At 66.2% G+C, this 22058-nt stretch carries 24 protein-coding genes; 15 read left to right on the top strand and 9 right to left on the bottom strand.

The features are described 5' to 3' along the window. Nucleotides 1–5: 5 nt before the first annotated feature. The gene (locus AB0H00_RS23875; RefSeq protein WP_357269993.1) at nucleotides 6–929 is read left to right on the top strand and encodes a tyrosine recombinase XerC; all 924 of its coding nucleotides are present in this window, start codon (nucleotides 6–8) and stop codon (nucleotides 927–929) included. Between the two features lie 91 nt (nucleotides 930–1020). On the opposite strand, the gene AB0H00_RS23870 is transcribed toward AB0H00_RS23875, so the two are convergent. Beyond that, nucleotides 1021–1374 carry a hypothetical protein gene (locus AB0H00_RS23870; protein ID WP_357269990.1) on the bottom strand — a complete coding sequence of 118 codons (354 nt, stop codon included), beginning with the start codon at nucleotides 1372–1374 and terminating at the stop codon, nucleotides 1021–1023. 378 nt (nucleotides 1375–1752) lie between these two features. Here AB0H00_RS23870 and AB0H00_RS23865 point away from each other — a divergent pair, with 378 nt between their 5' ends. Continuing rightward, on the top strand, nucleotides 1753–2394 hold the full coding sequence (locus AB0H00_RS23865; RefSeq protein ID WP_357269988.1) for an FHA domain-containing protein: 642 nt from the start codon (nucleotides 1753–1755) through the stop codon (nucleotides 2392–2394). On the opposite strand, the gene AB0H00_RS23860 is transcribed toward AB0H00_RS23865, so the two are convergent. Next, complete coding sequence (locus AB0H00_RS23860) at nucleotides 2382–2552, bottom strand: hypothetical protein (RefSeq protein ID WP_357269985.1); 171 nt, start codon at nucleotides 2550–2552, stop codon at nucleotides 2382–2384. The two genes, AB0H00_RS23865 and AB0H00_RS23860, sit on opposite strands and share 13 nt — an antisense overlap. A gap of 493 nt (nucleotides 2553–3045) precedes the next feature. Between AB0H00_RS23860 and rox the strand changes: the two genes are divergently transcribed. Further along, a complete protein-coding gene (gene rox, locus AB0H00_RS23855; RefSeq protein WP_357269983.1) occupies nucleotides 3046–4476 on the top strand; it encodes a rifampin monooxygenase in 1431 nt (476 codons plus the stop codon). A 181-nt stretch (nucleotides 4477–4657) separates the two neighbouring features. On the opposite strand, the gene AB0H00_RS23850 is transcribed toward rox, so the two are convergent. Both AB0H00_RS23850 and AB0H00_RS23845 read right to left on the bottom strand, forming a co-directional pair. Next, nucleotides 4658–5320, bottom strand: a complete 663-nt coding sequence (locus AB0H00_RS23850; RefSeq protein ID WP_357269980.1) for a serine protease — start codon at nucleotides 5318–5320, stop codon at nucleotides 4658–4660. A gap of 264 nt (nucleotides 5321–5584) precedes the next feature. Next, nucleotides 5585–7048, bottom strand: a complete 1464-nt coding sequence (locus AB0H00_RS23845) for an MFS transporter (RefSeq protein WP_357269977.1) — start codon at nucleotides 7046–7048, stop codon at nucleotides 5585–5587. 54 nt (nucleotides 7049–7102) lie between these two features. On the opposite strand from AB0H00_RS23845, the gene AB0H00_RS23840 reads away from it, so the two are divergent. The 5 genes from AB0H00_RS23840 (at nucleotide 7103) to AB0H00_RS23820 (ending at nucleotide 11679) form a co-directional block, all read left to right on the top strand. Beyond that, entirely contained in the window at nucleotides 7103–7816 is a 714-nt protein-coding gene (locus AB0H00_RS23840; RefSeq protein WP_357269974.1) for a TetR/AcrR family transcriptional regulator, read from the top strand. Between the two features lie 221 nt (nucleotides 7817–8037). Continuing rightward, on the top strand, nucleotides 8038–8769 hold the full coding sequence (locus AB0H00_RS23835) for an acetoacetate decarboxylase family protein (protein ID WP_357269971.1): 732 nt from the start codon (nucleotides 8038–8040) through the stop codon (nucleotides 8767–8769). A gap of 297 nt (nucleotides 8770–9066) precedes the next feature. Further along, a complete protein-coding gene (locus tag AB0H00_RS23830; protein WP_357269968.1) occupies nucleotides 9067–9432 on the top strand; it encodes a DUF202 domain-containing protein in 366 nt (121 codons plus the stop codon). Beyond that, nucleotides 9429–9737, top strand: coding sequence for a DUF202 domain-containing protein (locus tag AB0H00_RS23825; RefSeq protein ID WP_357269965.1), 309 nt, complete (start codon nucleotides 9429–9431; stop codon nucleotides 9735–9737). The genes AB0H00_RS23830 and AB0H00_RS23825 overlap by 4 nt, the downstream gene beginning before the upstream one ends. A gap of 40 nt (nucleotides 9738–9777) precedes the next feature. Beyond that, on the top strand, nucleotides 9778–11679 hold the full coding sequence (locus tag AB0H00_RS23820) for an alkyl sulfatase dimerization domain-containing protein (RefSeq protein ID WP_357269962.1): 1902 nt from the start codon (nucleotides 9778–9780) through the stop codon (nucleotides 11677–11679). Between the two features lie 416 nt (nucleotides 11680–12095). On the opposite strand, the gene AB0H00_RS23815 is transcribed toward AB0H00_RS23820, so the two are convergent. The 3 genes from AB0H00_RS23815 to AB0H00_RS23805 form a co-directional block, all read right to left on the bottom strand. Further along, a complete protein-coding gene (locus AB0H00_RS23815; protein WP_357269959.1) occupies nucleotides 12096–12614 on the bottom strand; it encodes a DUF1990 domain-containing protein in 519 nt (172 codons plus the stop codon). 309 nt (nucleotides 12615–12923) lie between these two features. Continuing rightward, the gene (locus AB0H00_RS23810) at nucleotides 12924–13460 is read right to left on the bottom strand and encodes a M23 family metallopeptidase (protein ID WP_357269956.1); all 537 of its coding nucleotides are present in this window, start codon (nucleotides 13458–13460) and stop codon (nucleotides 12924–12926) included. Further along, on the bottom strand, nucleotides 13457–13771 hold the full coding sequence (locus tag AB0H00_RS23805; protein WP_357269954.1) for a hypothetical protein: 315 nt from the start codon (nucleotides 13769–13771) through the stop codon (nucleotides 13457–13459). Before AB0H00_RS23805 ends, AB0H00_RS23810 begins: the two co-directional genes overlap by 4 nt. Nucleotides 13772–14146: 375 nt before the next feature. Between AB0H00_RS23805 and rpsB the strand changes: the two genes are divergently transcribed. The 5 genes from rpsB (at nucleotide 14147) to AB0H00_RS23780 (ending at nucleotide 18676) form a co-directional block, all read left to right on the top strand. Next, nucleotides 14147–15013, top strand: coding sequence for a 30S ribosomal protein S2 (gene rpsB / locus AB0H00_RS23800; protein ID WP_357269951.1), 867 nt, complete (start codon nucleotides 14147–14149; stop codon nucleotides 15011–15013). Nucleotides 15014–15110: 97 nt separating this feature from the next. Further along, nucleotides 15111–15935, top strand: coding sequence for a translation elongation factor Ts (tsf, locus tag AB0H00_RS23795; RefSeq protein WP_357269948.1), 825 nt, complete (start codon nucleotides 15111–15113; stop codon nucleotides 15933–15935). A gap of 191 nt (nucleotides 15936–16126) precedes the next feature. Further along, nucleotides 16127–16855 carry a UMP kinase gene (gene pyrH / locus AB0H00_RS23790; protein ID WP_327119906.1) on the top strand — a complete coding sequence of 243 codons (729 nt, stop codon included), beginning with the start codon at nucleotides 16127–16129 and terminating at the stop codon, nucleotides 16853–16855. A 41-nt stretch (nucleotides 16856–16896) separates the two neighbouring features. Then, nucleotides 16897–17454: a ribosome recycling factor gene (gene frr, locus AB0H00_RS23785; RefSeq protein ID WP_357269944.1), complete on the top strand. Its 558-nt coding sequence runs from the start codon at nucleotides 16897–16899 to the stop codon at nucleotides 17452–17454. A gap of 394 nt (nucleotides 17455–17848) precedes the next feature. Next, entirely contained in the window at nucleotides 17849–18676 is an 828-nt protein-coding gene (locus tag AB0H00_RS23780; RefSeq protein ID WP_357270046.1) for a phosphatidate cytidylyltransferase, read from the top strand. Nucleotides 18677–18682: 6 nt separating this feature from the next. Here AB0H00_RS23780 and AB0H00_RS23775 read toward each other — a convergent pair whose 3' ends face one another. Then, on the bottom strand, nucleotides 18683–19033 hold the full coding sequence (locus AB0H00_RS23775; RefSeq protein WP_357269942.1) for a lipopolysaccharide assembly protein LapA domain-containing protein: 351 nt from the start codon (nucleotides 19031–19033) through the stop codon (nucleotides 18683–18685). Between the two features lie 124 nt (nucleotides 19034–19157). Here AB0H00_RS23775 and rlmN point away from each other — a divergent pair, with 124 nt between their 5' ends. Further along, nucleotides 19158–20267, top strand: coding sequence for a 23S rRNA (adenine(2503)-C(2))-methyltransferase RlmN (gene rlmN / locus AB0H00_RS23770; protein WP_357269940.1), 1110 nt, complete (start codon nucleotides 19158–19160; stop codon nucleotides 20265–20267). Between the two features lie 185 nt (nucleotides 20268–20452). On the opposite strand, the gene AB0H00_RS23765 is transcribed toward rlmN, so the two are convergent. After that, a complete protein-coding gene (locus AB0H00_RS23765; RefSeq protein ID WP_357269937.1) occupies nucleotides 20453–20866 on the bottom strand; it encodes a DUF5997 family protein in 414 nt (137 codons plus the stop codon). Nucleotides 20867–20997: 131 nt separating this feature from the next. Between AB0H00_RS23765 and AB0H00_RS23760 the strand changes: the two genes are divergently transcribed. Beyond that, nucleotides 20998–21918 carry a LysR substrate-binding domain-containing protein gene (locus tag AB0H00_RS23760; protein WP_357269934.1) on the top strand — a complete coding sequence of 307 codons (921 nt, stop codon included), beginning with the start codon at nucleotides 20998–21000 and terminating at the stop codon, nucleotides 21916–21918. Nucleotides 21919–22058: the final 140 nt, after the last annotated feature.

Here is a 22058-nt window from a genome sequence, read left to right as displayed (position 1 = left end):
GAGAGATGGAGCAACTGCCCGACGATTTGGAAGCCCTCGTGGTGGAGTACGGCAGACATCTGCGGCTCGGGCAGAATCGCTCGGAGCATACGGCGCGGGCGTATCTGGGGGATGCGCGGTCGCTGCTGGGCCACTTGTATCTGCGGTCGGCGGATTCAGCGATTCGCGAACTCGATTTGCAGCTGCTGCGCTCGTGGTTGGCGCAGCAGGCTGCGGCGGGTGCGGCGCGGACGACGATGGCGCGGCGGGCCTCCTCGGCGCGCACCTTTACCGCCTGGCTCACCCGGACCGGGCGATTGTCCGTCGATCCAGGCCTGCGACTGGGTTCGCCGAAAGCCCATCGCGTTCTTCCCGCCGTACTCGGTCGCCAGCAGGCCATCGGCGCCATGAACGCCGCGGAATCCGGTGCCGCCCAGCATGATCCGATGGCACTGCGGGACCGCTTGATCGTCGAGCTGCTGTACGCGACTGGTATCCGGGTCAGCGAGTTGTGCGGGCTGGATATCGATGACGTCGACCGCGAGCGACACGTGGTCCGAGTACTCGGCAAAGGCAACAAGGAGCGATCGGCGCCGTTCGGCCTACCTGCCGACGAGGCTGTCGGAACCTGGCTTCAGCACGGGCGTCCCGTCTTCGTCACCGCCGAGTCCGGCCGCGCGCTCTTACTCGGCCGTCGCGGCAGGCGCCTTGATCAGCGTCAGGCAAGAACCGTTGTGCACGAGGTGCTCTCGGCCATCCCGGGCGCTCCCGACATGGGCCCGCACGGCCTGCGCCACACCGCCGCGACCCACCTGCTCGAAGGGGGCGCCGACCTCCGCGTAGTCCAAGAACTCCTCGGCCACGCCAGCATGGCCACCACCCAGCTGTACACCCACGTCTCCATCGAGCGCCTCAAGAAGGTGCACGACCAAGCCCACCCCCGCGCCTGACGCGGCAGTACCACTCGCATGGGGTTTTACCGAGGCAGCGAAACGGCCCCGGTGAATCGGTGCTCGTCATTCTGCTATCGAACTGGAACATTCACGGGCTGACGTAGTAGTGCACCCACGCTTCTCGTCCACCGGCGGTGCGCCACCCGCTCGGCCCACTGTGCACGCGCCGCCACCCGTGTCGTTCGTCCAAAGCGATCGCCGCCGCACCCTCGGATTCCACCGTGAGCGCAGCCCGTTGCCCGCGCATTTCGGCCATCCGCACGCCCGCCGAGAGCAGGCGTGATCCACTCCCTCGCGGCGAGGCGATTTCCGCTGTGCCCGCCATGTCCAGCACGGCTGGCGGCATTTCCCCGCTACCGCCGATTCCGATGTGCCCGACCACCGCCCCGCTCTGCTCGGCGACGCGGGCCGCGATGAGCTTCGACGGGGCCAACCAGGCCATGGGGTCGCGGGCCACTGTGCCGGGTACCCGTCGACTTCGTGTACCTTCCGCAAAACCATGGCACATCCGTCGAGGTCGGCGGTGATTCGTGGTCGGATGGTGACCCTCATCCGTTCATCGTGGCCCGTTTGTCGGCTCATTTAACCATTCACGATCGCGCTGTGTTCCGGTTGTTCTGACGGGTCCGCAGCGGCGTCCCGGCGACGAGCAGACCCGCTCGCGCACCGAAGTAGTCGATTTCTCGTGTGATCATCGCCGGGAAGGCGCACCCTGAGAGATAAGAATCAGTTCCCGCAGTTCACGACGTACTCCGATGTGGAGAGAAAAGCGATGGCTACGTCAATCGGATCACAGACCCTGCATCGCGGACTGTACTCCTTGGCAGGCCAGCCCGCGTGGCAGCAGTCAGCCGCTGGTTCCACGCTGGCCCAGCAGATCGGCCATGGAACGTGGCGCGAGATTCCACTGGATCGCGACGTGCCCAGTGTGACGATCGGGCGGTCGGGTGCAGCCGACATCATCGTGACCGCCGACGCGACGGCTTCGCGTGTGCACGCCATCGTCGAGCGGGTGTGCGACTGCTGGGTCATTGTCGACGACGGGCTGTCGAAGAATGGGACCTTCGTCAACGGCGAACGCGTCGGCGGGCGGCGTAAACTCCGCTCCGGCGATACGATTCGGGTCGGGCAATCGGTGTTCATTTTCCGGGACGACCACCCGGCCGAGGATGAAATAACGATCGGCCAGGCCCCCCTCCCTACCCGGAATTCGCTGACCGACGCGCAGTATTCGATTCTCGAGGCACTTTGTCGGCCGTACGACGCTCGGACGCCATACTCCTACCCCGCGTCGAACTGCCAGATTGCCCATGATCTGTGCCTGAGCGTCTCCACCGTCAAGACGCATATGCGAGCACTATTCCAAATATTCCAGGTGGAAGCTTTGCCACCGAACCAAAAGCGCGTGTTTCTGGTCGAACGCGCCCTCCAAAGCGGCGTCATTGCCGATCACGAGCGGTAGGACTCCGTTCGGCCCGTCACAGCGGCGTCAGGAAAACTCTCCTCGGCCTGCGTGGTGACCACCTCGGCCGTGTTGATCAAGCTGGTGCGTAGCCAGATCAGCGTGGTGGCAAGGCAGATCGCGGCGTGGTAGTGGCGGGCGAATTTGTCGGTGCGCATGGCGATCCCGCGCCAGTGCTACTTCCACACCATCCCCTCGACCGCGGTCCGGTGCTCAGTCCACGGCCGCCCAGCCGTCTTCACCTCAGGCAGCAGTGGCTCCAGCACAGCCCACACCTCGTCAGAGACCTCGCGACGCGTCACCCATCAAGCTCGCCGACAACCACCCCGAGCCCCTTCATCAACACGACCTCGAACGACAGCATGCAACCGGTGCGCACGGTGTGTGCTCGGCGTGGCAGCGAGACTCCGCCTATCGATCGGCCGCGGCCGGCGCACCGAGGGAAAGCTTGAGTTGGGCCATACATGCGAAAGGCAAGGAGAATCGCACCTCCTTGCCAGCTTCAGGATATAGCTCACCCGGGGGCTTGCCGCAAGACCCGTGATGGGCGGCAGACTGGTCAGCTGCGGCCCGATCCCGCCGGAATTCGGCACTATTGTGCGCGATCTGGGGTCGTCCGCCGGAATGCATGTTTCTGGAATCGGAGGTTTCATGTTCGATGTGATCATCAGCGGGGGCGGTCCGACCGGGATGATGCTGGCGAGCGAGCTGCGGCTCCACGACGTGGACGTGCTGGTGCTGGAGAAGGATGCGGAGCCCAGCCAGCTGGTCCGCTCGCTGGGCTTGCATCCGCGCAGCATCGAGATCATGGATCAGCGCGGTCTGCTGGACCGGTTTCTCGCGCACGGGCAGCAGTATGCTGGCGCCCGCCGCTTCGCCGGGATCGACAAGCCGTCGTCGGCGACCCTGGACACCGCGCACGATTACATACTCGGCATTCCGCAGCCGGTTACCGACCGCCTGTTGGCCGAGCGTGCCGTCGAGCTCGGCGCTCAGACCCGCCGCGGCCACGAGGTGATAGGCGCCGAGCAGGACGACGACGGAGTCACGGTCGAACTGGCCGACGGCGCACGGCTGCGCTCGCGCTGGCTGGTCGGCTGCGACGGCGGCCGTAGCCTGGTTCGCAGGCTGCTGGGCGTCAGATTTCCCGGCGAGCCCGCCCAGACGGAATGGCTTCTCGGAGAGATGGAGGTGACGACGCCGCCCGACGAGTTGGCCGCGGTGGTGGACAAGGTTCGCAAGACTCACAAGGGTTTCGGTATCGGCCCCGCCGGGAACGGATTGCACCGTGCCGTCGTGCCCGCCGCGACCGTCGCCGAGGACCGCACCACGCCGCCGACTCTGGAGGAGTTCCAGACGCAGCTGCGGGCCTACGCGGGCACGGACTTCGGCGTCCACTCACCGCGCCGGCTGTCCCGTTTCACCGACGCGACCCGGCTGGCCGAGCGATACCGCACTGGCCGGGTGTTCCTCGCCGGCGACGCGGCGCACGTCCACCCGCCCTTGGGGGGACAAGGACTCAACCTCGGCATCCAGGACGCGTCCAACCTCGGCTGGAAGCTCGCCGCCGAGGTGAACGGCTGGGCACCGGAAGGGTTGCTGGACAGCTACCACACCGAGCGTCACCCGGTCGCCGACGACGTGCTGAACACCACCCGCGCCCAGTCGGAACTGATCTCCCCCGAACCCGGCCCCCAGGCGATACGCCGGCTGCTGACCGAGCTGATGGACTTCGAGGACGTGAGCCGGTTCCTGATCGAGAAGGTCACCGGGATCGGGGTCTGCTACGACTTCGGTGAAGGTCACGAGCTGATCGGCAAGCGGCTTCGCGACATCCGCCTGTCGCGGGGTCGTCTCTACGAGCTGACACGCGAAGGCCGCGGGCTGCTGCTCGACCAGACGGGTGAGTTCTCCGTGGCGGGATGGGCGAACCGGGTCGACCACGTCATCGACGTCAGTGACGAGCTGGACGTGCCCGCCGTGCTGCTGCGACCGGACGGCTACGTGGCCTGGGCAGGCGAAGACCAACGCGATCTGCAAAGCAATCTGCCGCGATGGTTCGGTGTCGCCACCGCGCCGTGATCCGAGTGCAGGACCGCGGGCGCAACGTCGTGGAGCTGTGCTTCAACCAGCTCGAGCCAACGGCACGTGGGACACGAAGACCTCCGATTGGTGAATGCGTTCCTAGACAGCTCGCACTTCACCCGGAGGTCTTCGCCATGTCAACCCGACACGCCGTCACCAACGTCTGTGGTCAGTACACCTAGATCGGGTGGAAATCCGCTCCGACACCACCACGCGCGGTGGCGTCGTTGACGATGGTCATTATGTTCGCGCCGACCTGCGGTCCCAGGCACGGCACGGTCAGGTATGCATTGACCATGCCGACGAGCGTTGTTCCCACCACGACCGGCCCGCCGGAATCCCCTGGAAGGACACACGCCTGCGTCCAGGTCCAGGTGTCGGACGGGAACAATTCGCCGTAGGCCAGCCCGCAGGTCCGGCCTGTGGTCCGACCTTCTTTGCAGGCGATGTCCGGGAACCGCGCAGGCGCGCCCAGCCCGGTAATGATGGTGTCGCCTACACGGTTCACGGGCATGACTTTGTCCGGATCGAACACGATCATGGCGTAGTCCATGTCCTTGTTGGTGTAGGCCAAGGTGCCGACGACGCCGGTGTCACGATTGGCATCGGCAACGACCGTGGCCCCCGCTTCACCGCAATGAGCTGCGGTGAGCCCGACGAGCCGACCTCCGGCGTCGTGCCCGATCGTGGTGAGCGTGCATATGCCCTGGTCGTTGACAATGATGCCGGAGCCGCCGCCCAATACGGAGGGACCAGACGCGTGCGCGGCACCTACTTGAGCCCCCAATAGCGCTGCGGCTGCTGTCAGTGTGGCGGCCGCCTCCGCGATTTTCCTGAACATGTCCGATCCAATCGGTTGAATTCCAACTGGTCTGTGCGGCACGGAAAGGTTTGCGCGTTCCCGACCCGGCTCGTCGGTGAGGACGGCGATACAGGGCCAGGCGACTAGTGGCGTGGAGCCCGGTTGCGGTTGTTTCGGTACCGACGACACTGCCACAGTCACGACGCGATCTGAAGTGTGACGCGTGGTGTCTTCAGAGGCAGCGGCGGATCGTGGTCGGATTGTCACGCGCATCCGTTCACCGTGACCCGCCGCCGCCTCGATTCACCCGTTCGCGATCGCGGTCGTTACTGGTTGCTCGGTCGACGAAGGCCGACGGGTGCGCAGCAGTACCGCACCGAGCAGCGCCGCGGCGATGCTGAAGCCCGCGCTGATCCACGCGCCGGTGGACATGGCGGCGGTGAAGGCATCCTTGGCGGGTTCGACATAGCCGAGCTGGAAGGCGGCGCCGATGGATTCGCGCGCCGCGTCGGGGGCGTCCCCGGGCATGTTGGAGGTGAATACGCCGGCGAGCACACTGCCGAGGATCGCGATGCTGATCGCCATGCCGACTTGCTGCAGCGTGTCGTTCATCGCGGAGCCGACGCCCGCGTGTTCGAGTGGGATGGCGCTCATGATCGCGGCGTACGCGGCCGGACCCGCCAGGCCGCCGCCCACACCCATGACCAGCATGCTGATCAGCACCCACAGGTACCCGCTGCCCATGGCGAGGATGGCGAAGGCCGCGCCCATGACGAGCAGCCCCGAGACGATGAGTGTCTTGTTGCTGAGCGCCTTGCCGAGTGTTGCGCCGAGCCCGTTGCAGACGGCTGCGGCCACGGCGTACGGCAGCAGCGCCAAACCCGCCTTCATCGGACCGTAGCCGAGCACGAACTGCAGGTACTGAGTGAGCATCAGCATGATCGCGCCCATGCCGAACACCATCAGCAGCAGAGTGAAGCAGGTTCCGGTGAAGTCGCGGCTGCGGAACACCGCCAGCGGCAGCATCGGATGCTCCGACCGGCGCTCCCATCCGAGGAACGCGATCGCCGTCGCGGCCGCCAGCACGATCATGCCGATGTTCCATTCACGCTCGATGATCACGTAGACCGTCGAACCGAGCGCCACGATGGACAGTCCGACTCCGACGGGGTCTACTGGCCGCTGTTCACCGGTGGTCTCCGGCATCAGCACCGAGGCCGCGATGATGGCGAGCACCGCGACCGGGATGTTGAGCAGGAACACCGAACCCCACCAATAGTGCTGTAGCAGAAAGCCACCCAGCGTGGGCCCGGCGACGATGCCGACCATCGAGACGGTGGACCACGCGGCCATCGCCGTCCGCCGCTCGTCCTCGGCGAAGGTGGTCATCAGGATCGACAGGGTCGAGGGCATCAGCAGCGACCCGCCGACACCCATCGCGGCGCGGGCGGCGACGATCTGCCACGGTTCGGTCGCCAGCACGGCTGCCAGGGAAGCCACGCCGAACACGGCTAGGCCGGTGATCAGCATCCGTCGCCGGCCGAAGCGGTCGGACAGGCTGCCCGCGGTGAGCAGGAGTCCGGCGAAGACCAGTACGTTGGCGTCCAGGATCCACTGGATGTCCGACGGAGTGGCGTCCAGTTCCCGAATCAGCGAGGGGATCGCGAGATTGAGCACGGTGCTGTCGATCATCAGCACCAGCAAGGACAGACAGAGGACCCCCAGAATCCACCAGCGGCGAGGGTCTCGTACAACGTTCGATTCCACTCGCACAGCGTACGAGAAACTCGAACGATGTGCGAGTGAATATAAGATCGACATGTGACCAAGCAGTTCGCCTCGGTATGGACCAGGGAACCTCGCCAGCCCAAAGCCTCCGGGCTGCGTCGCGAGCAGATCATCGCCGCGGCGGTCGAGATTCTCGACGCCGAAGGTCTGGAGTCGCTGAGCATGCGCAAACTCGGCGCGAAGCTCGGCGCGGGCGCGACCAGCCTGTACTGGTACGTCGCGAACAAGGAGGAGTTGCTGGAGCTGGTGCTCGACGAGTTCTGGGGCATGGTGCAGACGCCGGAGCCGGAGCAGGCGTCCTGGCGGGAGCTGCTGACCACCTTCGCCTACAGCCTCCGTGCGACGATCAGGGCGCACCCGTGGATGGCGTCGCTGGTCGGGCAGTTGCCTAGCATGGGGCCGAACTCGTTGCGGCTCAGCGACCGGCTGCGTCGCGCGTTCGTCCGGGCGGGTTTTCAGGGCGTGGATATCTACCTTGCGAGTGGAACAGTGATGTCGTTCGTACTCGGTCAGGTGATTCCCGAGACCGCATGGGAGAAGGCGTACAGCGGCTCCGACATCGACCTCGATAGCATGAGGCGGGCTATGGAGGGACTCGCGGTCGACTATCCCGAGATGCTCGAAGACTATCGGGCGACGGCGCCGATCGACCCCGAAGTCGGCCGAGCCATGGCCTTCGACTTCGGTCTGCTCTGCGTCATGGACGGTCTCGAGGCGCGTCTGCGCCACGCGCAGGGATTCGGATAGGCGGTCGCCCACCGTTCGCGCCCAGCGGCGATAGTGCGAAGGGGCTGCCGAGCAGTCTGAGCACGCGGTCCTGAATTGTAACGAGTTCTCCTTGGGTAATCAGTCAGCGGAGAAGGGTATTGCCACCAATTTACTGATACGTGTTCTATATTGATTCGGCGGACTCGGCTCCGCATGTCAACTCGGCGTCCAGTAGCGCCGGTTCGCGGAAAGGCGTCCACGTGAGCATGCACACCGTCCTCGGCCGGGAAGTGCGGATGCCCGTGCGCATCCGGCTCGCCCACGCATTCATGGCCACCTATACGGTGCCTGCCGCGGCGGCGCAGCAGCTCGTCGACTACTCCGGTCTGCGCCTCCTGCGGCTGCCGGGCGGGCGGGCGATGTGCACGCTGGTGTTCGTCGACTATGTCGACGGCGACCTCGGCCCTTACAACGAGTTCGGTGTCTCGTTCATGGTCCGCCACCACACGGCGGGAGGCGGTACCGGACTCGGTGACCTCGCGGCACTGGCGAACGGGAAGGCGGGCGTGCTCATCCATCGGCTCCCGGTCGACGGCGACTTCACTCTCGCCGCAGGCCGTGGCATTTGGGGATTCCCCAAGGAACTCGCCGACTTCGTTGTCGACCACGGCGAAGGAACCCGCAGCGGAACACTGCACCAGAACGGGCAGCTCATCGCGGACCTGACCGTCCGGCCCGGACTTCCGACCCCGAGCAGGCGCAACACCGCGTCCTCGTTCGACGCCTACTCGCACATCGATGGCGTCACCCGATGCACCCGATGGCAGATGCGGCCCTCCGGCTTGCGAACTCGCTTCGGCGGTGCGGACCTCACTCTCGGCGATCACGTCATCGCGGAGGAATTGCGCGCGATCGGCTTGCCGCGCCGCGCGGTGATGGCGTCGGCCGTCTCGCGGCTGGCGATGACATTCGAGGACGCGACCGTGGTCTGAACGTCGCGCTCGACCTCGCATCACCACCAGGTCACGGTTGCGCGAGAGCCGTGGACGACCCCCGTTGCTCTGGTTAAGCTGGCGTAGCTGATCGTTTGCCATGTAGCGGAACAAGCTCGGCGATGGAGAGGTGCCCGTGATCTTCGACGACCTGCTCCGCGCCGTGTACCAGTGTTGTGGCCTAGGCCGACACGCGATTCGCTGCTTCACCCGGTATGAATCGACGAATCCCGTGGCCAGGCGTCGTCGCCGAGTCCGTGCGAACACTCGGCATCTCGTGATCGGCGCCGGGGCGGCGTGACGCTCCCGAATCCCGATGCCGAATCGGAAGAGGGCGAAGAGGAACTCGACTATCGCTTCACCCTCGCGAACGAGCGCACCTTCCTGGCCTGGATGCGCACCTCGCTGGGTCTGCTCGCCGGCGGCGTCGCGGTGCACACGCTGGTGCAGCCCTTCCGGATGGCCGGAATCCGGCGTGCGATCGCGTTGAGCAGTCTGGTGCTCGCGGTGGTCGTCGCGATAGGCGCGTACGTGCATTGGCGCCGGGTCGGTGTGGCCATGCGGCGTGGCGGTCCGTTGCCGGATACGGTTCTGGTGCCGATCCTGTCTGCGGGCATCGCGATCGTGTCGTTGTTGGCGTGTATGGCGGTGCTGCTGCGATGAACAGCCCTGGTCTGTCCGCCGAACGCACCGCGCTGGCGTGGCGGCGGACCGCGGTGGCGGTGACGGTCGTCGGCGCACTGTTCCTCAACGCTGCCGTCAGCAGCGGATGGCGGCCGGCCGCGATCGCGCCCGTCGGCGCGGCGATCGCGAGTGCGGTGCTGGCCGGAGTGTCCTACCTACGCAACCGCGGTTTGCGCGCGGGCCGCTACAGCTGCAGTAGCCGGATCGTTGCCGTGACAGCTGTGGCGGTGGTCGCCATCGCGGTCGTGGCGGCCGCGATCGGTTTCACGGATCCCCTGCCCTGACGGGCACAGCGCCGTTGGTCGACACGACAGGAGGACGACAATGAGCACAGCAAGCGAGCCGAGTGAGTTCATAGTCACGGCGCAGCAGCGTGCGGCCGCCGCGCTGCCTTTCACCGACGACGCCGATCTGGCCGATGCCGAACGTGGGTTCATCGCCGCGCTGCAGCCCGGCGTGGTCACATCAGAGGACGGAACCGTCGTATGGGACAACGACTCCTATGCCTTCCTGTCCGAGCCCTGCCCGGCGTCGGTCCATCCGAGCCTCTGGCGGCAGTCCGGGTTGGTCATACGGCAGGGACTGTTTCAAGTCGCCGAGGGGATCTACCAGATCCGTGGCCTGGACTTGTCCAACATGACCTTGATCGAGGGGAAAACCGGTGTCGTCGTCATCGACCCGCTGATTTCCGCCGAAACCGCGGCGGCGGGTCTGGCGCTCTACCGTGCGCACCGGGGAGACCGTCCGGTGACCGGCCTCATCTACACCCATTCACATGTCGACCATTTCGGTGGCGCGATAGGGGTGACCACAACCGACGATGTCAGAGCAGGCCGATGCCCGGTTCTGGCGCCCGCCGGGTTCCTGGAGCACGCGGTAGCCGAGAACATCTACGCGGGCACCGCGATGTCGCGACGGGCGGGCTACATGTACGGCGCGGTGCTGCCGCGCGGCCCGCTCGGCGCGGTGGGCGCCGGACTGGGTCCGACGACGTCGGTCGGGACGATCACGCTGATCGCCCCGACCGTCGACATCACCACGACCGGCCAGGAAGAGACAATCGACGGTATACGGATGGTCTTTCAGCTCACCCCTGGTACCGAAGCACCTGCGGAGATGAACTTATACTTCCCTGACCGCCGCGCGCTGTGCATGGCGGAAAACGCGACCCATACCCTGCACAACCTGATTACGCTGCGCGGCGCGCTGGTACGCGACCCGCATGTGTGGGCGAAGTACTTGACCGAGGCGATCAACCTGTTCGCTCGTGACTCCGACGTGGTGTTCGCCTCCCATCACTGGCCTACCTGGGATACCGCGCGCCTGGTGGAATTCCTTGCGCTGCAAAGGGACCTATATGGGTACCTGAACGATCAGACGCTGCGGCTGTTGAACCAGGGCTACGTCGGCGCCGAGATCGCCGAGATGCTCACGCTCCCACCGGCCATCGCGGACACTTGGCACGCGCGCGGGTACTACGGCTCGGTCAGTCATAACGTCAAGGCGGTCTATCAGCGCTACATGGGCTGGTTCGACGGAAACCCGGCGCACCTGTGGGAGCATCCGCCGGTCGAATCCGCCCTACGGCACGTGGAATTCATGGGCGGTGCGGCCGAGGTGCTACGCAAGGCACGGACCTCCTATGACGCAGGTGACTACCGGTGGGTCGCGCAGGTGCTCAACTACCTGATTTTCGCCGAGCCCGGCAACGATGCCGCGAAAGCACTGCAGGCCAGCACTTTCGAGCAGCTCGGCTACGGCGCGGAGAACGCGACCTGGCGCAACTTCTATCTCAGCGGCGCCTACGAGCTGCGCTACGGCTCGTTCGGCACGCCGACGAGAGGCGACTCGCCGACCATGCTCGCAGCGCTGACAGTCGAGCAGATCTTCGACGCCATGGCGTTGCGCGTCGATGGCCCCAAGGCGTGGGACCAGCGGGTGGTGGCGGACTGGATCCTCACCGACGAGGACCGCACACACCGGCTCGAGCTGCGCAACGGACGCCTGACCCACTTCGATGTCGCCGAGAACATGAGGCTTCCGAAACCCGATGCCGTGTTCACGCTCACCAAGGGCACGTTGATCCGAGTCCTTGTGGCCGGGGAAGATTTCGGCGTCGCGGCCGCGTCGGGCGAGATCACCATCGACGGGGATGTCACCAAGCTGGTCGAACTGGTCGGCATCTTCGACGCCCCGGACCCCGATTTCGCCATCGTCACGCCGTGACGGCCAGGCCGGTCCTCGGTGGGGCCGGATCTCGCCCGGCTCGACTTCGGTGCCTCACCTTGCGGGGCCGGTCATCGCCAGTCAGGCCATTGCATGCCTGGCCCTCGCGATCGGTGCCGGCCCGAACATCCGTGGGCCGGACCGGCCGACCATCTGGGGAGTGCCACCGCGGAAATCCGCTCGACCTGTCACGCGCCGTTGCCCACGGCATACTCGTGCCCACCGAGGCGTCGATCGACGGGCCTGCATTGCGCGAGCGGATGCGCGCCGCGTTGTCCACCGCAACGAAATCCCGTAACCGCCCGGGCCGTTATGGCGCTGTGCTCGGTACTCGGCGCCGTCGACAATGCTGAACTTCATTCGTCGCGTCGGGCCGGAATCATTGTGATCCCAGCGAGATCGCTCGGCTTCCGTGGTCAGACAGACGTCGCCAATGCCGCGAGGTATCGGCCCGCGACGAAACGTTGGAGGAGCTCGACCACAGGTCCGCCTAGACGTGCGTACCAGGTCGCGCCGCGTGAAAACGCGATGACCAGTCCGTACACCGTGTCGTCGGCGGGGTCGTATTCGACGGCGAACAGTTCCTCGCCGGACTCCGGATGCCCGGGCAAGGTTCCGTACGCGAACCCGCGCCGGTTCGGTTCGTCGAGCAGGTACACCACCCGGCAAGGGGCGGTGATCCCGAGCGGCCCGACACCCAGCCGCACGGTGACGTTGGTGCCGGGTTCGGCGGTCGGGGTGTCGGCGTGTTGAAAGATCCTGGTGCCCTTTTGCATTCGGTAGGCAAGGATCTCCGCGCCCGCGCGCTCGAACAGGCCGCGACCGCGGCCGATCGGGCGGCGCAGCCGGAACCGGTGATACCCCTCCGGCAGCGCACCCCTTGTCGCGCCGACTTCCGGGTAGGTGAACGGCGGCTTGCGGGCTACATGCTCCATATGCCGATCTTCGCCGCGACGGCCGCGCATGGGAAGAGCGACCGCCGCCCCTGCGAACCGGATAACCCTGCCGTACGCCAGCAGCGTCGCTCGATCCCCATGATCTGTTCCTCGAAGTGGACATTCCCGCCAAGTCTCCGATTGACCCGGCGAAATCGTTCGCCGACGCCTCGCGAAGATCGGCGCCCCGATTCGGGCTCGGGCGGGCAGGCCGGCTGGACTCTCCGACGGTCGCCCCTACCTGAAGGCACCTCAACGACCTCGAACTGCGCATGGGCGGTTCGGAAACGCGGCCGTTGTGGACAACGCTTACGGCCGAACCGGCTTGAGCCGCAGAGGGGTGAGGTGCAATAGGCCCAGCGGATCCAGATATTCATGCCTGCGGCGCCCGTCGCCCTCGGCGCGTGCACCCCAGTGCAGGCACGTCGTTGCGCATCCCGGATGTCCGGCCTCCAGCGATCCGATTCGGGTGCCGCGCGCGACCCGCCTGCCCACCGGCACTTCGGCCCGTACCGGCTCGTAAGTTGTGCGCAGCCCGCCGGCGTGATCGATGGAAACGACCGGCTTGTCGGCCACCGTTCCCGCGAACACGACAATCCCGTCACCGGCGGCGAGCACCGCCTGTCCCTCGGCTCCTGTGAGATCGACCCCGCGATGCCCTGGCAGCCAGTCCTGCGCAGGTTTGTCGAAACGTCGCACTACCGTTGGGCGCGGTTGCAGTGGCCAGCCGAATCGTCCCTCGGGGGCTGCCGCCGCGATCGGTTCCGTAGCAATAGCCGCGATGAGGCCCAGCCCCAGAATCGAGGAAAGGAGTCCGCGTGTCCGTACCCCGGTAGCGGGAGTCATTCGAGCCTGGGCGGGATATATGCCGTCGAGGAGATGGCTGTGAACGGTCCGGGATCCGTGGAATTCAGCGTGCGTAGTTCCGAGCAGCCGACATCACCGATGCTCTGGTCGGACGGACGCGTCGGCATCGGCGCACGGTGCAGCAGCTCGGCGAGCGGCGGCACGCACACGGAACCCGTGCACACCCCGAGCACGGGTTCTGACTGCGAGACAAGCGGGTCGGCGGCGGTCGGCGGCGCGGAGGCGACGCCGAGTACGAACAACAGTGGGATGAGCAGTGTCATCGCGGCGGAGAGGGACTTGGAGGTCATGCCTCCACCTTCGTTCGGCGACCCCGTCTCCGACACCCCGATGCACTGAATGTGGATAACCTTCTCGCATGTGGAAATCTGCCGTTCCAGCTGGTCAAAGGCTTCCTACCGGTCTGATTTAGGTCTGGGTGCCGAGAAGCCGTAGACTGGGTGAGCGGTTTGTGCCTGCACAGACCGACTTCGCGCGCCACCGTGCTTGTCACGGCGCTGTTCGAAACGAACTCGACATTTCTCGAATTCGCGGCAGCGTCTTCAAAACAGGGAATCGCCGGCTGGTCCTCACCCTCACGGTGGGGTCCGACGATTCGGTGGCGCCAGGGCAGCGGATCGCCGATTCGCTGCGTCAACCGGCAAGGAAAGAGAGATACGGGAGCTATGGCTGTCGTAACTATGAAGCAGCTGCTCGATAGCGGCGCGCACTTCGGACACCAGACGCGGCGTTGGAACCCGAAGATGAAGCGGTTCATCTTCACCGACCGCAATGGCATCTACATCATCGACCTGCAGCAGACGCTGACCTACATCGACAAGGCCTACGAGTTCGTCAAGGAGACCGTCGCCCACGGTGGCACCGTTCTCTTCGTCGGCACCAAGAAGCAGGCCCAGGAGTCGATCGCGGCCGAGGCGACTCGCGTCGGGATGCCCTACGTGAACCAGCGCTGGCTGGGTGGCATGCTCACCAACTTCTCCACCGTGCACAAGCGCCTGCAGCGCCTCAAGGAGCTCGAGGCCATGGAGCAGACCGGTGGCTTCGAGGGTCGCACCAAGAAGGAAATCCTCATGCTGACGCGTGAGATGAACAAGCTGGACCGCACCCTCGGCGGTATCCGCGACATGCAGAAGGTGCCCTCGGCCATCTGGGTCGTCGACACGAACAAGGAGCACATCGCCGTCGGCGAGGCCCGCAAGTTGAACATCCCGGTCATCGCGATCCTGGACACCAACTGCGACCCCGACCTGGTCGACTACCCGATCCCGGGCAACGACGACGCCATTCGTTCCGCGGCCCTGCTGACCAAGGTCGTCGCCTCCGCGGTGGCCGAGGGCGTGCAGGCGCGTGCGGGTCTGTCGTCGGGCGACGCCAAGCCGGAAGCGGGTGCGGGCGAGCCGCTGGCCGAATGGGAGCAGGAGCTGCTCGCGCAGGCCGCCCCGGCCCCCGATGCTGTCCCCGCCGAGACCCCGGCAGAGGCGCCCACCGAGACCCCGGCCGAGACTCCCGCGGAGACCCCGGCCGAGGCCTGAGACTCGTAACCAGCTGTTTCAGCGGTGATCACGAGCGAGTGCCATCGTGATCACCGCTGCCCAGTACTCACACTTCTCCAAAGGAGGCTCGCCTAGAATGGCGAACTACACCGCTGCCGATGTGAAGCGGCTCCGGGAGCTGACCGGCTCCGGCATGATGGACTGCAAGAACGCGCTGGCCGAGACCGACGGTGACTTCGACAAGGCCGTCGAGCTGCTGCGTATCAAGGGCGCGAAGGATGTCGGCAAGCGTGCCGAGCGCACCACTGCCGAAGGCCTCGTCGTCGCCAAGGACGGCGTCATGGTCGAGATCAACTCCGAGACCGACTTCGTCGCGAAGAACGCGGAGTTCCAGCAGCTGGCCGAGCAGGTCGTGGCGGTGGCCGCGTCCGCAAAGCCCGCCGACCTGGAGTCGCTGAAGGCGCTGGACCTGGATGGCAAGACCGTTGACGAGGCTGTGCAAGCTCTCGCCGCGAAGATCGGCGAGAAGCTCGAGCTGCGCCGCGTGATCTCGCTGGACGGCCCGGTCGCCACCTACCTGCACAAGCGTGCTTCGGATCTGCCGCCCGCCGTCGGCGTGCTGGTCGAGTACACCGGTGAGGGCGATGCCGCGGCCGATGCCGCTCGCGCCGCCGCCATGCAGGTCGCCGCGCTCAAGGCCAAGTACGTGACCCGCGACGAGGTTCCGGCCGACATCGTGGAGAACGAGCGCCGCATTGCCGAGCAGACCGCTCGCGAGGAAGGTAAACCAGAGGCCGCCCTGGCGAAGATCACCGAGGGGCGCGTCAACGGTTTCTTCAAGGACGTCGTGTTGCTGGAGCAGCCGTCGGTCACCGATTCGAAGAAGACGGTCAAGGCGCTGCTGGATGAGGCCGGTGTCACCGTGACCCGCTTCGCCCGCTTCGAGGTCGGCGCGAACTAACTCCGCCACACCTACAACGGGCAGGCCCCCCGTCGACCGAACGAACACCGGTTGACGGGGGGCCTTCTGCTGCCGCCCGAACTGGATAAGGCAGGATGGGTGCCGCTCTGCGTTGCCTAGGCCACGAACGCCTGCCATGAGCACAACTCGCCGGAAGAACGACAATCCACCGCCGAAGGAGACTCTGACCGATGACGGACCCGGGGACCGATCGCCCAGGATATCGCCGGGTGCTCCTCAAACTGGGTGGGGAGATGTTCGGCGGCGGCAAGGTCGGGCTCGACCCGGACGTCGTGCAGACGGTCGCCGAACAGATCGCCGAGGTGGTCGCCACCGGTGTCCAGGTGGCCGTGGTGATCGGCGGCGGGAACTTCTTCCGCGGCGCTGAGCTCGAGGAGCGCGGCATGGAGCGCGCTCGCTCGGACTACATGGGAATGCTCGGGACCGTGATGAACAGCCTTGCGCTGCAAGACTTTCTGCAGAAGCAGGGCATCGACACCCGAGTACAGACCGCGATCACCATGGGGCAGGTCGCCGAGCCCTATCTCCCGCTGCGCGCCAAGCGGCACCTGGAGAAGGGGCGTGTGGTCATCTTCGGCGCGGGCATGGGGATGCCGTACTTCTCTACCGACACCACCGCCGCGCAGCGCGCCTTGGAGATCGGCGCGGATGTGGTCCTGATGGCCAAGGCGGTCGATGGCGTGTTCACCGCGGATCCGCGGGTCGACGAGACCGCGACGATGTATTCCGAGATCACCCATAAGGAGGTCATCGAGCGCGACCTCAAAGTCGCGGACGCCACTGCCTTCAGCTTGTGTATGGACAACCAGATGCCGATTCTGGTGTTCAATTTGTTGACCAAGGGCAATATCGCCCGCGCGGTCGCCGGTGCGAAGATCGGCACGTTGGTTCGGTCCTGACACCGCTGACCGCGGATGACGACGCTGTGGAGGAAACGGTCGTGATTGAAGAAGCGCTCTTCGACGCCGAGGAGAAGATGGAGAAGGCCGTCTCGGTCGCGAAGGATGATCTCGGAATTATTCGCACCGGTCGGGCGAATCCGGGCATGTTCTCCCGGGTCGTCATCGACTACTACGGGTCGCCTACCCCGATCACCCAGATGTCCAGCATCACGGTGCCGGAGCCGCGCATGGTCGTGATCAAGCCGTACGAGCAGGCACAGCTAGGCGCCATCGAGACCGCGATCCGCAATTCGGATCTGGGTGTCAATCCCACCAACAACGGTGACATCATTCGGATCTCGGTGCCGCAGCTGACCGAGGAGCGCCGCCGCGAGCTGGCCAAGCAGGCCAGGGGCAAGGGGGAGGACGCCAAGGTCGCCATCCGCAATGTCCGCCGCAAGACGATGGATGAACTGTCGCGCATCCAGAAAGATGGCGAAGCGGGCGAGGACGAGGTCGGACGTGCCGAAAAGGAACTCGACAAGACCACCGCGAAGTATGTCGGCCAGATCGATGAACTGGTCAAGCACAAGGAAGCCGAACTACTCGAGGTCTGACGCTAGCGGCGGCGTGAGCGCAGGGCCCGGAGGCGGTAGCTTGCGTAACCACGAAGGGCACCGGGAATGCCGCCAATTGAACACGGCGGCGTGAGCGCAGGGCCTGGAGGCGGTAGCTTGCGTAACCACGAAGGGCACCGGGAATGCCGCCAGTTGAAAACAGCCGAGGGCCCGCCCAGGCGGGGATGAACGGAACGACGAGTTGAGCGACGGGACAATCGTGGCCGAGAACGCCGCCGCGACCGGTGCGGCTGAGGAGCCGACGTCGGTGAACGGTACAGCCGATGCCAGACAGGAGCATGCGAGCAATGCCGGCGCGTCCGAATCGCTGGTCAACGCCGCGGTGCCCGATACCGGCGTCCCGGCCTCCGCTCCCCAGTCCTCCGCCCAGCCGGTGCCGAGCGGTTCACGCGCGGGCCGTAATCTGCCCGCCGCGCTGGCCGTCGGTTTCGGCCTCGGGCTCTCGCTGATCGTGATCCTGCTGTTTGTGCCGAAGGTATTCATCGGCGTTGCTGCGGTCAGTGTCGGCGTGGCGACCTGGGAGGTAGCCAAGCGGCTGCGTGAGGCCGACGTGCTGGTCCCGCGGATTCCGCTCATCCTCGGCGGCCAGGCGGTGTTCTGGCTCGGCTGGCCGTACGGTGCGAGCGGTGTCGCGGGCGCCTTCGCCGCCACCACGCTGATCTGCATGGTGTGGCGTCTGTTCGACCACGGCCTGCACACCGCGCCGCGAAACTTCTTGCGCGACACTGCTATTACCGTCTTCACGCTGGCCTGGATTCCGCTGCTCGCCTCGTTCGCCACGCTGCTGCTGCTCGAGCCGAACGGTAACCTGCGGGTGCTGACCTTCATGATTCTGGTGGTTTGCTCCGACGTCGGCGGCTACGTGGCCGGTGTGCTGTTCGGCAGGCACCCGATGGTGCCCTCGATCAGCCCGAAGAAGTCGTGGGAGGGTTTCTGCGGCTCGCTGGTGTTCAGCGTGATCGGCGGCCTACTTACGGTGACGCTGCTGCTGGAAGCCAATTCCATGATCGGCGTTGTCCTTGGTGTCGGCCTGGTCATCGTGGCCACCTGCGGCGATCTCATCGAATCGCAGATCAAGCGCGAACTCGGCATCAAGGACATGGGCACCTTGCTGCCAGGCCACGGCGGCATCATGGACCGCCTCGATTCCATGCTGCCCTCGGCGTTCGTCTCCTGGCTGGTGCTTTCCACCCTGCTCTGAGTCTCGTCAGGCTTTCTTGGCGACGCGCCGCAACTGCAGGATGCGCGCGCCGCCGACCAGCGCCATCACCAGCGCTCCACCGATCACCGACAGCAGCACCGCGACGCCGAGCGGGAGCGAGAAGTGCCAGAAGAACAGGCTCACCTCGACCGTCTCGAGGTTCTGCAGGATGAAGATCAGCAGAATTACCAGGATCAGCGCGCCCGCGATCAGACCGGTCCAGGTGTGGCCGGTGCGGGAGGACAGCGACTTCGTCGTGGCCCGGGGAGCGGATTCAGCAGCGACCGGCGGCACGACGGGGCGGTTGTGCGAGAAGTCCGGGTCCGGGTCCGGTGTGTGTTCGGCATGGGTGGACATATGTCGATCATTGCTGACCGCTATCATGCTCGCACGCATTTTCCCAACGAATCGGGCACGTGGGGCAAGGGCGAGTGCGGGGGAGTGCGCGGCCAGTTCGCACGGATGGGAGAATGGACCGATTATGACCGTCTCCTTGCCCCTTGTGTTCGATGCTCCGCGCCGTGGCATGCCGCCGAGGCACCTCGCCGACCTCGATGCAGAGGGCAGGCGCGCGGCCGTCGAGGAGCTGGGCCTGCCGAAGTTCCGTGCCGATCAGATCGCCCGCCAGTACTTCGCGCGGTTGCAGGCCGATCCGGACCAGATGACCGATCTTCCCGCCGCTGTGCGGGACAAGGTCGGCGCGGCGCTGTTCCCTCCGCTGCTGAGCGTGGTCAAGCACGTGGCGTGTGATGGCGGCGAGACTCGGAAGACGCTGTGGCGTGCGGGTGATGGCACGCTGCTGGAGAGCGTGCTCATGCGCTATCCCGACCGCGCGACGCTGTGCATCTCCAGCCAAGCGGGTTGCGGCATGGCCTGCCCGTTCTGCGCTACCGGACAGGGCGGGCTGAACCGGAACCTGTCCACCGCCGAGATCGTCGACCAGGTGCGGGCCGCGGCGGCTGCCCTGCGGGACGGGGAAGTGTCGGGCGGCCCCGGCCGACTCTCCAACATCGTCTTCATGGGTATGGGGGAACCGCTGGCCAACTACAAGCGTGTGGTCGCCGCGGTGCGCCGGATTACCTCCCCCGCTCCCGACGGTCTCGGCATCTCCCAACGCAACGTGGTGGTCTCCACCGTCGGGTTGGCTCCGGCCATCCGCAAGCTGGCCGATGAGGGGCTGTCGGTCACTCTGGCGGTCTCCCTGCACACCCCCGACGACGAACTGCGCGACACTCTCGTCCCGGTGAACAATCGCTGGCCGGTCGGCGAGGTTCTGGACGCGGCCCGCTACTACGCCGACAAGACCGGGCGCCGCATCTCGGTCGAGTACGCGCTTATCCGCGACATCAACGATCATCCGTGGCGCGCGGACATGCTCGGCGAGAAGCTGCACAAGGCGCTTGGTTCCAGGGTGCACGTCAACGTCATTCCGCTGAATCCGACCCCGGGCAGCAAGTGGGACGCCAGCCCCAAGCCGGTCGAGCAGGAGTTCGTCCGCCGTGTGAACGCCAAGGGCGTTCCGTGCACGGTTCGCGATACTCGCGGCCAGGAGATCGCGGCCGCCTGCGGGCAATTGGCCGCCGAAGGGTAACCGCACCACGCCCAGCAATTGCTCACACTGTGTCCGCAGTGCCTTCCTCGCCCCTCGCTGAACGGCTTGCCGCTTGCGCTCAGCGCGAGTCACCTCGCCGATCGTCCGCGGCGGTCCTGCCTTGACGGACATCGCACGGCATCCGGCGCGGGAAGCCCACGCGTCGCTCGCCGCGAGCAGATGCGCTATCCGCGGTTCTTCGCCGGGCGATTGGTGGCGGCGCGGCGTTCGGCTTCTTTCGCCTTGACGCGCTCGTTCTCGGCGCGGACGGCAGCGTAGTTCTCGCGTTCGCGGATCAACCACTCCGGCGGGTCGGCGAGGAGGGCACCGATCTCGTCGGCGGTCAGCGCGTCGGAGACCTGGGCGCGGGAAAGGCCTGCGTGAGAGACGCCGAGCTTGCGGGCTACGACATCGCGGGGGAACGGGCCGGTGCGGCGCAGTTCGGTGAGCCACTCAGGCGGGTCGTTGCGCAGTTCGTCGAGCCGGGCGCGGGAAATCGACGCGTTGCGGAACTCCTCGGGCGCGGCCGGAAGGTAGATGCCGAGCTTGTTCGCCGCCGTGAGCGGCTTCATCGTCTGCGGTTTCTTGTCCGGGCTCACTGGGACAGCTTAAAGGGCGCCGCCGGGCGAAGTCCGACCGCAGCCCTGCGCTGGGTCGAGCGAAGGTTTGAGGCAGCCGCGGATCCGGCGCACGAACGGTTCCGACCACGTAGTGGCATACGCTTCCATGAATGAGCTGGTTCGAGTCGATCGATGTCGTGCGCCTGCGCTGGTTCGTCGCTGTCGCGGAGGAACTGCACTTCGCGCGGGCGGCGAAGGCGCTGAACATCTCGCGCCAGAAGCTGAGTCACACGGTGATCGACTTGGAAAACGAGTTCGGGACAAAGCTTTTCGTGCCCGGCGTGCAGCCGACCCAGCTGACCGACGACGGACGGGAGTTGCTGGAGCGAGCGCGGGAGATCATCGCGCGGGCCGAGTCGGCGGGCGACGACACGCCTCAGGTCAAGGCTGCCCTGCGGGTGGGCTTCGTCCCCGGGGTCACCGTGTCCAAGTGGAGCCGGATCTGGGGTGAGCGGTTTCCGGATGTTCCGCTCGAGATTGTCGCGCTTCCGCAGGCCGACCAGGAGGCCGCAGTGCGCGATGGCCGCGTCGACATATGCTTCGTCCGTCTGCCGATCGATCGCTCAGGTATGAGCGCCATTCCGCTCTACCGGGAGGTGCCGGTTGTCGTGGTGCGGAAGGACCATCCGCTCTCGGTGTTCGACGAGGTGAGCATGGCCGACCTCGCGGATGAACGCCTCCAGGACACCGCGGACGTCGACGTGGTGGGCGGCGCGCTGGAACTCGTCGCCGCGGCGGGCGGGGCAGCCATCGTGCCGCATTCGCTTGCCCGCCTGCACCATCGCCGCGATCTCGTCTACCGGACGATGACCGGTGTCCCGGACACGGAGATCGCGCTGGTCTGGCCCGCCGACCGCACGACCGACCTGGTCGAGGAATTCGTCGGTGTCGTCCGCGGCCGATCCGAGCGCAGCTCGCGCGCTCCGGCTCGTGCGAAGAACACCGAACCGCTGAAGAAGTCCCCGGCGAAGCGGACCGGCGGCCGGCAAAGCCCCGCCCAAAAGAAGCCCGCCCGGCGACGCGGGCGTTAGTCGGTCAGTCGCTCGGCCCGGCCGGTGGTCGACGCCGGAACCGTTGAGGGAGTTCCGCACCGCGTCGCGCTCATTTCTGCACGCGCCCCTGGCCGGACGCGATTGCGCGTCGCCGCGCGGTTTGCGCCACTACCTTTGGC

The sequence above is a fragment of the Nocardia sp. NPDC023852 genome (assembly GCF_040639505.1).
Classification (GTDB): Bacteria; Actinomycetota; Actinomycetes; order Mycobacteriales; family Mycobacteriaceae; genus Nocardia.
The sequence above is the reverse complement of the archived record's forward strand: the minus strand, read 5'-3'. Positions and strand labels throughout refer to the sequence as shown.